Annotated in this window: 13 protein-coding genes; 6 read left to right on the forward strand and 7 right to left on the reverse strand. The window is 60.7% G+C overall.

Annotation, left to right across the window (positions count from 1 at the left end; genetic code table 11):
- Positions 1-34 precede the first annotated feature (34 nt).
- Positions 35-721 (reverse strand): spermidine synthase, encoded by a 687-nt coding sequence (locus tag PSH91_RS07260; protein ID WP_047227938.1) that lies wholly within the window; start codon positions 719-721, stop codon positions 35-37.
- Positions 722-799: 78 nt separating this feature from the next.
- Here PSH91_RS07260 and PSH91_RS07265 point away from each other — a divergent pair, with 78 nt between their 5' ends.
- Positions 800-1,084, forward strand: coding sequence for a hypothetical protein (locus PSH91_RS07265; protein ID WP_076385928.1), 285 nt, complete (start codon positions 800-802; stop codon positions 1,082-1,084).
- Positions 1,085-1,244: 160 nt separating this feature from the next.
- On the opposite strand, the gene PSH91_RS07270 is transcribed toward PSH91_RS07265, so the two are convergent.
- Both PSH91_RS07270 and PSH91_RS07275 read right to left on the reverse strand, forming a co-directional pair.
- Positions 1,245-1,718: a cyclic nucleotide-binding domain-containing protein gene (locus tag PSH91_RS07270; protein ID WP_047228036.1), complete on the reverse strand. Its 474-nt coding sequence runs from the start codon at positions 1,716-1,718 to the stop codon at positions 1,245-1,247.
- Between the two features lie 150 nt (positions 1,719-1,868).
- Positions 1,869-3,923 (reverse strand): S9 family peptidase, encoded by a 2,055-nt coding sequence (locus PSH91_RS07275; RefSeq protein ID WP_305467719.1) that lies wholly within the window; start codon positions 3,921-3,923, stop codon positions 1,869-1,871.
- Positions 3,924-4,102: 179 nt separating this feature from the next.
- On the opposite strand from PSH91_RS07275, the gene PSH91_RS07280 reads away from it, so the two are divergent.
- From PSH91_RS07280 to PSH91_RS07290, 3 genes are read left to right on the forward strand one after another with little or no spacing between them, the layout of a single operon-like run.
- Positions 4,103-4,600, forward strand: coding sequence for an MFS transporter (locus PSH91_RS07280; RefSeq protein ID WP_305467721.1), 498 nt, complete (start codon positions 4,103-4,105; stop codon positions 4,598-4,600).
- A gap of 33 nt (positions 4,601-4,633) precedes the next feature.
- Positions 4,634-5,410 carry a class II glutamine amidotransferase gene (locus tag PSH91_RS07285; protein WP_047227933.1) on the forward strand — a complete coding sequence of 259 codons (777 nt, stop codon included), beginning with the start codon at positions 4,634-4,636 and terminating at the stop codon, positions 5,408-5,410.
- 13 nt (positions 5,411-5,423) lie between these two features.
- Positions 5,424-5,966, forward strand: a complete 543-nt coding sequence (locus tag PSH91_RS07290; RefSeq protein ID WP_047227932.1) for a DUF2937 family protein — start codon at positions 5,424-5,426, stop codon at positions 5,964-5,966.
- A 109-nt stretch (positions 5,967-6,075) separates the two neighbouring features.
- Here PSH91_RS07290 and PSH91_RS07295 read toward each other — a convergent pair whose 3' ends face one another.
- The 3 genes from PSH91_RS07295 to PSH91_RS07305 form a co-directional block, all read right to left on the reverse strand.
- Positions 6,076-7,254, reverse strand: a complete 1,179-nt coding sequence (locus PSH91_RS07295) for a VWA domain-containing protein (RefSeq protein WP_305467722.1) — start codon at positions 7,252-7,254, stop codon at positions 6,076-6,078.
- A 36-nt stretch (positions 7,255-7,290) separates the two neighbouring features.
- On the reverse strand, positions 7,291-8,136 hold the full coding sequence (locus PSH91_RS07300) for a MoxR family ATPase (RefSeq protein WP_003184225.1): 846 nt from the start codon (positions 8,134-8,136) through the stop codon (positions 7,291-7,293).
- A gap of 141 nt (positions 8,137-8,277) precedes the next feature.
- The gene (locus PSH91_RS07305; RefSeq protein ID WP_047227930.1) at positions 8,278-9,354 is read right to left on the reverse strand and encodes a DUF748 domain-containing protein; all 1,077 of its coding nucleotides are present in this window, start codon (positions 9,352-9,354) and stop codon (positions 8,278-8,280) included.
- A 129-nt stretch (positions 9,355-9,483) separates the two neighbouring features.
- Between PSH91_RS07305 and cysK the strand changes: the two genes are divergently transcribed.
- A complete protein-coding gene (cysK, locus tag PSH91_RS07310) occupies positions 9,484-10,458 on the forward strand; it encodes a cysteine synthase A (protein WP_107322095.1) in 975 nt (324 codons plus the stop codon).
- Between the two features lie 168 nt (positions 10,459-10,626).
- Here cysK and PSH91_RS07315 read toward each other — a convergent pair whose 3' ends face one another.
- Positions 10,627-11,544 (reverse strand): DMT family transporter, encoded by a 918-nt coding sequence (locus PSH91_RS07315; protein WP_047227928.1) that lies wholly within the window; start codon positions 11,542-11,544, stop codon positions 10,627-10,629.
- Positions 11,545-11,674: 130 nt separating this feature from the next.
- Between PSH91_RS07315 and aceK the strand changes: the two genes are divergently transcribed.
- Entirely contained in the window at positions 11,675-13,396 is a 1,722-nt protein-coding gene (gene aceK / locus PSH91_RS07320) for a bifunctional isocitrate dehydrogenase kinase/phosphatase (RefSeq protein ID WP_047227927.1), read from the forward strand.
- Positions 13,397-13,480 lie beyond the last annotated feature (84 nt).

The following is a 13,480-nucleotide window of genomic DNA, read 5'->3' on the forward strand; positions in this document are numbered from 1 at the left end:
AAAAAAGACTGATGACGGTTGAACAGAGTTTAGCTCAGCCCTTGAGCTTCTCGGCAATCCAGATGGTGTGGCGGGTGCCTTTGTTGCCGTGGGCGAAGACTTGCACCTCTTCGGCCTTGAAGCCGGCCTTTTTCAGTTTGTCGGAAAACTGCCGGTCGGCGCTGGCCGACCATACTGCCAGCACACCCTTGGACCGCAGGGCCTTGGCGCAGGCGGCCAGGCCGCCAGCTGAATACAGCCAGCTGTTGGCTTTCTGCGTCAGGCCTTCGGGGCCGTTGTCGACGTCCAGCATGATGGCGTCGAAGCCCTGGGGTTCGGCTTGCAGCACCTTGGCCACATCTTCCATGCGGATCACGGTACGCGGGTCCGACAGTGGGCGACCGGCCTTTTCGCCCAAAGGGCCACGGTTCCACTCCACCACGCCGGGCACCAGTTCGGCCACCACCACTTCGGCATTTTTGCCCAGGTGCTTGAGGGCCGAGGCCAGCGTGAACCCCATGCCGAGGCCACCGATCAGTACGCGCGAGCCGGGACGGCCGGCAACCTTGCGGCAAGGAATCTCGGCCAGGGCGTCTTCGGAGCCGTGCATGCGCGTATTCATCAACTGCCCACCGTCACCGCCCTGGATCTTGATGACGAAGTCGTCGCCGTACTCGAACAGGCACAGGGCGCCGCCATTGTCAGGGATGGGGGTGGTGTCCAGTAGAACGAAACGTTTCATGGATGTCTCATGCAAAGGAAGGGCAAAGCGGCGCGGTAAGGACTAGCCTGAAGACAGACAATCGCCACGGAGCCATTGATGAAGCGCACCATTCTAACGGCCATTGCCCTGGCAGCGCTCTCGATAAGTTGGGTGCAGGCCCAGCAGCCCACGATTCCGGTGAGCCCACCGAGCATTCCCGGTTCGCCCGGCACCCCCACACCGATGCCATACCCGCCGGTCACGCCCAGCGGCGTACCCACGCCCAGCCCCGGAAGCGGACCGCCGTTGCTGCCGCCAATCGAAATGCCCAAGCCGCCCAAGGACCAGCCGATACCAGGGATGGAGCCAAAACCACCGAAGGCCAAGTCGCCGGGGGGGTAGGCCCAATGCTTGTTAATGAGATCACTGAATGGCAAAAAACTTGTGGGAGCGAGCCTGCTCGCGATAGCGATAAACCAGTCAACATTGATGTTGGCTGATCCGACGCTATCGCGAGCAGGCTCGCTCCCACAGGTTCTGCATTTCAACTGACAGAGGAGAGCTAAACCTGCTGCGACAACAACTGCCCATCGGCCATGCGCAGGCGTTTGGACAGGGAAACGGCGAGGGCGCGGATGATCTTGGCGGCGATCTTCGGTGCATCGTTGAGCATTTTTTCCAGGGAATCCTTGCCCAGGTTCAGCAATTGGCAATCACTGGCGGCGATGCAACTGGCCGAGCGCCGTTCTCCGTCCAGCACCGCCATTTCCCCGAATGCCCGGCCGCTGCGCAGCGTGGCGATGGTGACGGGTTGACCGTCGGGGCCGGTTTTCTGCACGGCCACTTGCCCTGAATGGATGATGCACATGAAGCTGCCGGCATCGCCCTCGCGGAAAATCGCTTCCCCTTGGGCAATGGCGCTGATGCTGAAGTAGCCCGACGCCGCGGCGAAGTCGACAGGCTGCAACTGGTCGAACAGGCCGCAGTCCATCAGCCAGTCGCGGATTTCGTTGTTCAGTAAGGTCGGTTCTGACATGTCGTCACGGTCTTTTTCTTGTGTCTGGGGCGGTTGCAAGGGTTTGGATGTAAGGCGATTCCTTTGTGGGAGCAAGGCTTGCTCCCACATTGGGTGGTGGTATCAGAGCCCTGCGCATGGAGCTAAGACCCGGCCATCCGACGGAGTTCCTCAGACCAACCCCAAAACCTTCAAAACAAATGCATATTCGAGGGCTACGTCACGTAACCCCTGGTAGCGCCCGCTCATTCCGCCGTGGCCGGCGCCCAGTTCGGTCTTGAGCAGCAAGGGGTTGTCATCGGTCTTGGTGGCGCGCAATTTCGCCACCCATTTGGCTGCTTCCCAATACTGCACGCGGCTGTCGTTGTAACCGGCGATCACCAGCAGCGCCGGATACGCCTGGGCGCTGACGTTTTCGTACGGGGCATAGGCCCTGATCCGATCATAGACGGCGGGCTCCTCGGGATTGCCCCACTCGTCGTATTCGGTGACGGTCAGCGGCAAGTCCGGGTCGAGCATGGTGTTAAGCACATCGACGAACGGCACTTCGGCAATCGCGACCTTGAACAGATCCGGGCGTTGATTGAGCACCGCACCGATCAACAAGCCACCGGCACTGCCGCCGCTGATCGCCAGTTGATCGGCGCGGGTGACGCCATTGGCGATCAAATGCTCGGCGCAGGCGATGAAGTCGCTGAAGGTGTTGTGTTTGTGCTCCTGCTTGCCGGCGCGATACCAGGCTTCCCCCAGCTCACCGCCACCACGCACATGGGCAATGGCAAACGCCACGCCGCGATCGAGCAGGCTCAGCCGCCCATGGGAAAACCACGGATCGAGGCTCTCGCCATAGGCGCCGTAGCCATACAGGTACAGCGGCACCGGCTGGCCGAGGGCCTGGCGCTTGACCACCAGGCTGATGGGCACCTGCGTGCCGTCTGGTGCCGTCGCCCACAGCCGCTGGCTCACGTAGTCATCGGCATCGAATGGACCCAGGACCGGGGTTTGCTTGAGTACGACCTGTTCGCCGCTGGCCAGGTCCAGCTGGCGAATCTGTGCCGGACGGTTCAGCGCCTCGTAGCGCAAGCGAATGCGGGGGCTGACGAACTCCAGGCTGTTCTGCACATGCAGGCTGTAGGCCGCGTCCGGCAGTTGCACCCGATACGCCGGCAAACCCTGTGGGTGAACTTCGATGATGGGCAGGCCGCCTTCACGCAGGCTCAGGGTCATGGCGCCGGCGTTCAGGCTCAGGCCGTCGATCATCACCGTGTCGCTGTGGGGAATCAGGTTCTGCCAGTCGGCCTCGGTCGGCGCCAGGCCCGTGTCGGCAGCCTGGTACAGCGCGAAGTTGATCCCGTCGCGGTTACTGCGGATCAACCAGCTCCACTGACCGTCGAGCAAACCATGGTCGACGTCGTATTCATGGTTTTCCACCCGTGGCGCCAGGCAGGTGAAAGGCTGGTTTGGCTGTGTGGCGTCCAGGACCCAGACTTCACTGGTGGTTTTGCTGCCCAGGGACAGGATCAACTGTTTTTCCGAACTCGAACGGTAGCAATGCAGGAAAAAACGTCCGTCCGGCTCATGAAACACTTCTTCGGCCGCCGTTCCGTCCAGGCGATAGCGCCAAAGTTTGTGCGGGCGATGGGTGTCATCCAGCTCACCAAAGAACAGCGTCAGGCTGTCATTGGCCCAGGTCATGCTGCCGTCGCAATCCTCAAAGGACAGTTCACTGACTTTGTCATTGGCCAGCTCTTTGACGAACAGGGTGTAAATCTCGTCGCCAGTGGTGTCCAGGCTGTAAGCCAGACGCTGGTGGTCGGGGCTGATGCTGAAGGCACCCAGGGAAAAGAAACCGCCGCCAGCCAGCACGTTAGGGTCCAGCAACAATTGCTCGCGGCTTTCATCCACCGTCAGGCTGTCGTCCACCGGACGCGGGCAGCGGTAGTGACGTGGGTATTCGTCCCCGGCCGTGGTGCGGGTGTAATACAGGTACGGACCCCAAGGCGAAGGCAGGGACAGATCCGTCTCCAGGATCCGGCCCTTGATTTCCTGGAACAGGGTTTCGCGCAGTTCGGCCTGGTCAGCCAGTTGCGCGTCCTGATAGCTGTTTTCAGCCTTGAGGTAGTCGAGCACGGCGTCGGTGTCGCGCTCCTGCAGCCAGGCGTAGGGATCAACACCGGGGTCCCTGCGGGCAATCGGGGCGTTGCAAACGTGGGCAGATAGGGGCATGAAAGGCTCTCGAACGTTGTACGAAATAGGGACTGATGGCCGGTGTGGTTAGTTCGGTCAGCCACCTGCGGCGGCAGAAATTAACCGACAGATACTGCGGCACAGACCACTCGACAGACGCCGGGGCAGCCTGACGAGCGAAAAGCCGTTACTATAAGCGCCTATTTGCCTGCCTTGCCATGGACACCATGACCGAGAACGACTATCTGATCGCCTGGGGCCTCTATGCCTTCGCCGCCCTGGGCTGCCTGCTGGTATGGATGCGCATGACCCGCTGGATCTGGCGCTGGTTGCGCGAGCCCCTGCGCCTGTTGATGGCGGTGTTGCTGTTCAGCCCCACTATCGTCGACCCCGTGAAGGAACAGGTTGCTCCGGCCCTGGCCATCGTTGCCCTGGACGTGCTGTTCAAGGTCGGCAACAACGCCTGGCGTGCGGTGTCCGATCTGTTCATGTACGGCATGATCGTCTTTGGTCTTTATTTGATCTTCGTGCTGATCCGCTTCCCCATCGAGCGTGCAGCCAGCGCTCGCAAGGAAAAAGCCGATGCCGCCAAAGCCGCCGCCGCGGCCGATGAACTACAGGATGAGCAGCCGTTCGGTGTGGCGGGTGATGACCGTTACGGTCGCCCGCCAGTACCGAGCAACCCTCAGCGTTCGCGCATCGAACCGCGGCTGTAGCCAGGCTTGTCCCATTGAAGCGAGGGTCCGAGCATGTGTGAGTTACTGGGCATGAGCGCCAACGTGCCGACCGATATCGTGTTCAGCTTCACCGGGCTGATGCAGCGTGGCGGCAAGACCGGACCGCACCGGGACGGCTGGGGCATTGCCTTCTATGAAGGTCGTGGCCTGCGCCTGTTCCAGGACCCGGCCGCCAGCAGCGAGTCGGAAGTGGCGAACCTGGTGCAGCGCTATCCCATCAAGAGCGAAGTGGTGATCGGGCACATTCGCCAGGCCAATGTCGGCAAGGTCTGCCTGTCCAACACCCACCCGTTCGTACGTGAGTTGTGGGGCCGCAACTGGTGCTTCGCTCACAATGGCCAACTCGCCGATTTCCAGCCGGGCGCAAGCTTCTATCGTCCGGTGGGCGATACCGACAGCGAGGCGGCGTTCTGCGATTTGCTCAATCGCGTGCGCCAGGCGTTCCCGGAACCGGTGGAGGTGGAGCAACTGTTGCCGTCGTTGATCCAGGCCTGCACCGAATACCGCAGCAAGGGCGTGTTCAATTGCATGCTCAGCGATGGTGACTGGCTGTTCTGCTTTTGCTCGACCAAACTGGTCCAGATCACCCGTCGCGCGCCGTTCGGCCCGGCGCGGCTCAAGGATGTGGACGTGATCGTGGATTTCCACGCCGAAACCACGCCCAATGACGTGGTCACGGTAATTGCCACCGAACCCTTGACTGAAAACGAAACCTGGACCCGCTACGAACCGGGCCAATGGAGCCTGTGGCGGCGCGGCGAATGCGTCAGCCATGGCCAGACCGAATAAGGACTTCACGATTATGTTGCTCAGTTATCTACGGCTGGTGTTGTTCGCGGTAGGCCTGTTGGTGGGGGTGCAGGTGCCCGGTTTCATCAGCGATTACGCCAAGCGGGTCGAGGCGCACCTGATCGAAGCGCAGACAGGACTGAAAGGCTTCCAGGGCACCGCCAACCAGTTTTTCAAGGGCGACATGCAAGCGCTGGTGGCTCACTACCGTGCCAGCGAAGACCCGATCTTTCGCAGTGATGCTGACAGCCTGAACACCTTGCTCGTCCGTCAGCAGGCGTTGGACAAGCAATTCCAGGCGATGCAGGGGCCGTGGTACATCCGTTTGCTGCAAGTGGCACTGGCCGCTGACCCGGAAATTCGCAAGGAAACCTGGAACGGCTACAGCTACCAGATTCTCCTGACCCCCGAAGCGATGATCTGGGGCCTCAGTGGCGCCATGTTGCTGTCGTTTGGCCTGGAGTGCCTGTTCCGCCTGATCGACTGGGTGGTGCTGGGCGGCAGGCGTCTGCGCCAGAGCCGACCGATTGAAGAGCGCGATTTGCGCGGGCTGTAACATCGCTCGGAGGCTGAAAGCATCGCGAGCAGGCTCGCTCCCACATTGGACTCGAGACCCTGCGGGAGCGAGCCTGCTCGCGATGAGGCCCTAAAGGGCAGAAAAAATCTTACTTGGAAAGAAACCGCATCCCTTCTTCCAGCCCTCGCAAGGTCAGCGGGAACATGCGGTCCTCCACCAGTTCGCGCACGATGTTGGTCGACGCGGTGTAGCCCCAGGTGTCCTTCGGGTATGGATTGATCCAGATGAGTTTCTTGTACTTCTCCATGAAGCGCTGCATCCAGACATACCCCGGTTCTTCGTTCCAGTGCTCGACGCTGCCGCCGGCCTGGGTGATTTCATACGGGGCCATGGCGGCGTCGCCGATGAAGATCACTTTGTAATCGGCGCCATACTTGTGCAGCAAGTCTTGGGTCGAGGTGCGTTCGGAAGTGCGGCGCAGGTTGTTTTTCCACACTGATTCATAGACGAAGTTGTGGAAGTAGAAATACTCCAGGTGCTTGAACTCGGTCTTGCAGGCCGAGAACAGTTCTTCGCAGATTTTTACGTGGGCATCCATCGAGCCGCCGATGTCGAACAACAACAGCAACTTGACGGTGTTGCGTCGCTCCGGGCGCATCTGGATATTCAGAAGGCCGGCGTCCCGGGCGGTGTGGTCGATAGTGCCATCGATGTCCAGTTCTTCGGCGGCCCCCTGGCGGGCAAACTTGCGCAGGCGGCGCAGGGCGACCTTGATATTACGGGTGCCCAGTTCCACCTGGTCGTCCAGATTCTTGTACTCGCGCTGGTCCCAGACCTTTACGGCTTTGCCCTGGCGCTTGCCGGCGTCACCGACGCGGATGCCTTCGGGGTTGAAACCGCCGGAGCCGAACGGGCTGGTGCCGCCGGTGCCGATCCATTTGTTGCCGCCGGCATGGCGTTCCTTCTGTTCTTCCAGGCGTTTCTTGAACTCCTCGATCAGCTTGTCCAGGCCGCCCAGGGACTGGATCTGCGCCCGCTCTTCGTCGGTCAGCGAGCGCTCGAACTCCTTGCGCAGCCAGTCTTCGGGAATCAGCGCCTGGAGATGATCATCGAGTTTCTCCAGGCCATTGAAGTAGGCGGCGAACGCCCGGTCGAACTTATCGAAATGCCGTTCATCCTTCACCAGGATCGCCCGGGACAGGTAATAGAACTCGTCCATGTCGGCGAAGATCACCCGCTGTTTCAGGGCGCTGATCAGGTCCAGCAGTTCACGCACCGACACCGGCACCTTGGCGGCGCGCATTTCATTGAACAGGTTAAGCAGCATGGCAATCGCCCTCGCTCTTGTTGAAACGAAGAGGGTTCAGCGGGTGCCACGGCGGCTCATGAACGCCAGGCGCTCGAGCAGTTGCACGTCCTGTTCGTTCTTGACCAGGGCACCGGCCAGAGGCGGAATGGCCTTGGTTGGGTCGCGCTCGCGCAGCACCGCTTCGCCGATGTTGTCGGCCATCAGCAGCTTGAGCCAGTCCACCAGTTCGGAGGTGGAAGGTTTTTTCTTCAGGCCCGGCACCTTGCGCACGTCGAAGAACACGTCCAGCGCTTCGCTGACCAGGTCTTTCTTGATATCCGGGTAATGCACGTCGACGATTTTCTGCAGGGTGACGCGGTCGGGGAAGGCGATGTAGTGGAAGAAGCAGCGGCGCAGGAAGGCGTCCGGCAGTTCCTTTTCGTTGTTGGAGGTAATGATGATGATCGGCCGCTGTTTGGCCTTGATGGTTTCATCGGTCTCGTAGACGTAGAACTCCATCTTGTCGAGTTCTTGCAGCAGGTCGTTGGGGAATTCAATGTCGGCCTTGTCGATCTCGTCGATCAGCAGAATCACCCGCTCTTCGGACTCGAACGCTTCCCAGAGCTTGCCCTTCTTCAGGTAGTTGCGCACGTCGTGCACCTTGTCCACGCCCAACTGCGAGTCCCGCAGGCGGCTGACCGCATCGTACTCGTAGAGGCCTTGATGGGCCTTGGTGGTGGACTTGATGTGCCAGGTGATCAGGCGCGCGCCGAAGGATTCAGCCAGTTGTTCGGCCAGCATGGTCTTGCCGGTGCCCGGTTCGCCCTTGACCAGCAAGGGACGCTCCAGGGTGATGGCGGCGTTGACGGCCAGCTTCAGGTCATCGGTGGCCACGTAGGCGCTGGTGCCTTCGAACTTCATCTGTAATTTCCTCGAACGTGACGCCGGCCTGACGAGGCGGGGCGCGCGAAATAAATGTCGTGCCCGACTATAACGCGGTGCCCCGCCGACTGTGAACGCAGACGCTGTATTCAGTCTCTGAATGGAGCGTCACATGTTGACTCAGTCGGCCGACGGCGGCGGCTGCTCATACCGGGCATTGAAGGCCTGGACGAAACCGTTGCGCAGGATCTGGAGGAAGGCTTCGAAGGCGCTGATGTCCTGCTGATGGACATTGCCGCTGAGCTCCACCCGGGTGGCAAACTGGTTCTTGCGCTGGTTTTTCAGGGCCGTTTCTCCCGCGCCCACCAAGGCCTCCCAGACCGAACGGAAGATGTTCTTTTTTTCGTTTTCCACATCCTGCTGCCAGTCGAACACGTCAACGTCGCGCAATAGCGGTTTGATGTAGCCGCTGAGCTGGGCGTTCTCGGCTTCTGCCTCCACCACCAGATCGCCATGGCCGGCATTGAAATCGAATTTGCCATAGGCCGCGGCGAAATCGTTGAGGCGCTTGAGTTCGATGTCCCTGGCGCGCAAGCGGAAGTCGAAATCCTCGAAGTCGCTCAACGGGTCGAAGGTCGCCTGCACCTCCAGCGGCGCATGTTCGGCCACCAGGGCCTTGCCCTCGAAACGAGCGTCGCGCTTGCCTTCGGTGTCGACCACGTTGGTCAGGTTATAGAAGCTGGCATTGACGTCGGTAGCCCGCAGGTTAACGGGCGGCTTGGAGTTGAAGTTGCGAAATGTCACCTTGCCATCCCGGATCCGCACTTCGTTGAAGGTAATGGGCAGCAGCTTGCTCAGTTGCTCGCGCCAGTTGGTGCCCCGACCGGTCTGGGAGTTCTGCCGGTCGGCTCCGCCGTCGACGAAATTCACTTCGGGACGGACGAACTCCGCCTCGGCCACCACCGCATGGTCGTACCACAGCGAATGCCAGCTGACCGACAGGTCGATCAGTGGCGCCTCGACAAATGGCACAGGAACCTTGCCGTCGACCTTGACGATCTCCAGGCCGTTGATCCGGTAGGCCCCGCGCCAGAGCGCCAGGTCCACATCGGTCACTTGGCCGCGGTAGTCACCCATGTCGGCCAGTTTGTCGTTCAGGTAGTCGCGCACCAGGAACGGCAAGGTGAAATGCAGGGCCACCAGCACCGCAACGATGGCGGCGAAAGTCCACAGTGGCCAGCTGTATCGACGCTTCATTTCAGTCAGTCTCCCGCGTTGTTAAAACATTGACTGTTGTAACAACTGGAACGTTCGGTGCAACTGGACGCCCATGGGCAACAGGCATACCTTTAAGCGCTAAATCCCCGCTGCATTAAGGACCCAGTCATGAGCCGCATATTCGCTGACAACGCCCATTCCATCGGCAATACGCCACTGGTGCAGATCAATCGCATTGCCCCGCGTGGCGTGACCATCCTGGCCAAGATCGAAGGGCGCAACCCAGGTTACTCGGTCAAGTGCCGGATCGGCGCCAGCATGATCTGGGACGCCGAAAGCTCGGGCAAGCTCAAGTCCGGCATGACCATCGTCGAGCCGACTTCCGGCAACACCGGGATCGGTCTGGCGTTCGTAGCCGCCGCCCGCGGCTATAAGCTGATGTTGACCATGCCGGCCTCCATGAGCATCGAGCGGCGCAAGGTACTCAAGGCCTTGGGCGCGGAGCTGGTGCTCACCGATCCGGCCAAGGGCATGAAGGGTGCCATCGAGAAAGCGGCCGAAATCCTCGCCAGCGACCCCGCCAAATACTTCATGCCGCAGCAGTTCGATAACCCGGCCAACCCGGCCATTCATGAAAAAACCACCGGCCCGGAGATCTGGAACGACACCGACGGCGCTGTGGATGTGCTGGTGGCGGGCGTCGGCACCGGCGGGACCATTACCGGGGTTTCGCGATACATCAAGAACACCTGCGGCAAACCGATTCTGTCGGTGGCGGTGGAGCCTGTGGTTTCGCCGGTGATCACCCAGGCGATGGCGGGGGACGAGATCAAGCCCAGCCCCCACAAGATCCAGGGGATCGGTGCCGGGTTCGTGCCGAAAAACCTCGATCTGTCGATCGTCGATCAGGTCGAGCGGGTTACGGATGAGGAGTCCAAGACCATGGCCCTGCGCCTGATGCAGGAGGAGGGAATCCTGTGCGGCATTTCCTGTGGCGCGGCGATGGCTGTAGCCGTGCGCCTGGCGGAAAAGCCGGAAATGCAAGGCAAGACCATTGTCGTGATCCTGCCGGATTCGGGTGAGCGCTACCTGTCGAGCATGTTGTTCAGTGATCTGTTCACTGAGCAGGAGACTCAGCAGTAATCGTGCCCCCCAGCGACTGGTGAGCGAAGGTTATTGTGGCGAGGGGATTTATCCCCGTTGGACTGCGCAGCAGTCCCCAGAACAGCTCAGTCACCTCGAGGTGTCAGTTATGGGGTCGCTTCGCAACCCAGCGGGGATAAATCCCCTCGCCACAAGGGTGGGGGATGTTCAGTTGCGCTGGCCTGGGAGCGGCTCCTTGGTCGCGCTCGCCGCTGGTTTCAATACCAGCCACAGCGCCGCCGCAATCAGCACCCCGCCATACAGGTGCGCCATCCCCAACGGCTCATCCAGCAGCAACGCCCCCCATAACACGCCAAACGGCGGGATCAGGAAGGTCACGGTCATGGATTTGACCGGGCCAATGGAACTGAGCAGGCGGAAATAAAGAATGTACGCCAGCGCTGTACACACCAGGCCCAACCCCAGCAGCGACAACCAGACGCTCCAGCCACCCCAACTGGCCGGAGGGTGACTGATGACGCTGTAGCCAAACAATGGCAACAGCAACACCGTGGCGCCGAACATGCTGCCCAGGGCCGCGAGACGGCTGTCCAGCCCGCCTTGATGATCAAGCCAGCGGCGGGCAAGGAACCCGGCGAAACCGTAGCAGGTGGTGGCGAGCAGGCAGGAGAGGGCGCCCATCAGCAATTGCAGGTCGAAGGCCACCGGCCCCGCGCCGGTCAGGATGCCGACGCCGAACAATCCCAGGAACACACCGCTGACCTTGGTCATGGTGAGTTTTTCGCTGAAGAACAGCGCGCCGATCAACACCCCCATCAAGGGTGTGGTGGCGTTGAAGATTGCCGAGTAACCGGCCGGCAGCACCTGGGCCGCCAGCGAATAAAACGTCGCCGGAATGCCCGAGTTGATCAGGCCCAGCACCATCACGATTTTCAGCTTGCCGCGAAAATTCCAGTCGATACGCATCAACGCCAGGATCACCAGCAAGCCGACAAAAGCGATGGACACGCGAAAAAATGCAGTGGGGATTGTGCCAATGACAGGGGCGATAATGCGCATGAACAGGAAACTGGCTCCCCAGATGGCGGCCAATGACAGCAAACGCAGGATATCAACGGGGTTCACAGCGCATTCCTTCCTTGATCGGGTCGCAAGTGTCGCCTCGCTCAAGACCGATGGCAATGGTTGCGTTGCCGCGCGATTGGCCTCTAAGCTCAGTCGCCAATAACAAGCATGACCCGCCGAGGTTTACCCTATGCCGCAGCCATGGCCCGCCGCCGATATCGCCCGTTCGATCCTCGAAGGCTTTGACGATTACCGTGAGCATTTCCGGCAGATCACCGATGGCGCCCGCGCCCGGTTCGAGCAGGCCCGTTGGCAGGAGGCGCAAGAGGCGTCTGCGGCGCGGATCAACTTGTATGAAGAAAAGGTCTTCGAAACCGTCGCCCGCTTGCGCAAGGCTTTCGCAGCCGAGGCCCTGATGGACGTCAGTTGCTGGCCGCTGGTCAAAAGCGCCTACATCAGCCTGATCGACCTGCGTTTCGACGATGAGCTGTCCGAGACCTGGTACAACTCGATCTTCTGCGGGCTGTTCAGCCATGACCTGATCAGCGACGGCACCATGTTCATCCATACCACCCGGCCCAGCCTGCGCCGCGCCCGAGCCGCCCAGACTCGTACCTACAAACCTGAGGGCCAGTTGGACCGGATGCTGGCGGCGATTTTCGCCGATTACCGTTTCAGCGAGGATTACGCCGACTTGCCGGGCGATTTGCAGCGCCTTGAAGCCCAATTGCGGGAGAACCTGCCCGACTGGGTCTGCAAGGACCCGCAACTGACGGTGGAATTGTTTTCGTCGGTGCTCTATCGCAACAAGGGCGCCTACCTGGTGGGCCGGATCTATACGCAGGACGACCAATGGCCGTTGGTGATCCCGCTGCTGCACCGCGAAGGCCGGGGCATCCAGATCGATGCGCTGATTACCGACGAGGCGCAGGTGTCGATCATTTTCTCGTTCACCCGTTCTTACTTCATGGTGGACGTGCCGGTCCCGGCGGAATTCATCGGCTTTCTCAAGCGCATCCTGCCGGGCAAGCACATCGCCGAGCTGTACACCTCCATCGGTTTCTACAAACACGGCAAATCCGAGTTCTACCGGGCGCTGATCAACCATCTGGCGAATACCGACGACCAGTTCATCATGGCCCCTGGTGTACGTGGCATGGTCATGAGCGTATTCACCCTGCCGGGCTTCAACACCGTATTCAAGATCATCAAGGATCGTTTCTCGCCGTCGAAGAACGTCGACCGCGCGACCGTGATCGAAAAGTACCGGCTGGTGAAAAGCGTCGACCGGGTCGGGCGCATGGCCGATACCCAGGAATTCGCCGATTTCCGCTTTCCCCTGAGCAAGTTCGAACCGGCGTGCCTGGAGGAACTGCTGGACGTGGCGCCGTCCACGGTGTCGGTGGAAGGCGACACGGTATTGATTCGTCACTGCTGGACCGAACGGCGCATGACGCCACTGAACCTCTACCTGGAAAACGCCAACCAGGACCAGGTGCGCGAGGCGCTGGAAGACTACGGCCTGGCGATCAAACAACTGGCGGCGGCCAACATCTTCCCTGGCGACATGCTGCTCAAGAACTTCGGCGTGACCCGCCACGGCCGCGTGGTGTTCTACGACTACGACGAAATCTGCTTTCTCACCGAAGCCAACTTCCGTCACATTCCCCAGCCGCGGACCCCGGAAGACGAAATGGCCTCCGAGCCGTGGTATTCCATCGGGCCGCTGGACGTTTTTCCCGAAGAGTTCCCCCCTTTCCTGTTCGCCGACGCGGGGCAACGCAAACTGTTCGATCAACTGCACGGCGAGTTGTACAACGCCGATTACTGGAAGGGCCTGCAAGAGGCGATTCGGGCGGGCAAGGTGATCGACGTGTTTCCCTATCGGCGTAAAGATCTGGACAGCGAATAACCCCGAAGTCAGCGCAAAACCTCTGTGGGAGCGAGCCTGCTCGCGATAGCGGTGGATCAGCCAGCATTAATGTCGACTGACACA

Source organism: Pseudomonas sp. FP1154 (genome assembly GCF_030687245.1).
Classification (GTDB): Bacteria; Pseudomonadota; Gammaproteobacteria; order Pseudomonadales; family Pseudomonadaceae; genus Aquipseudomonas; species Aquipseudomonas rhizophila.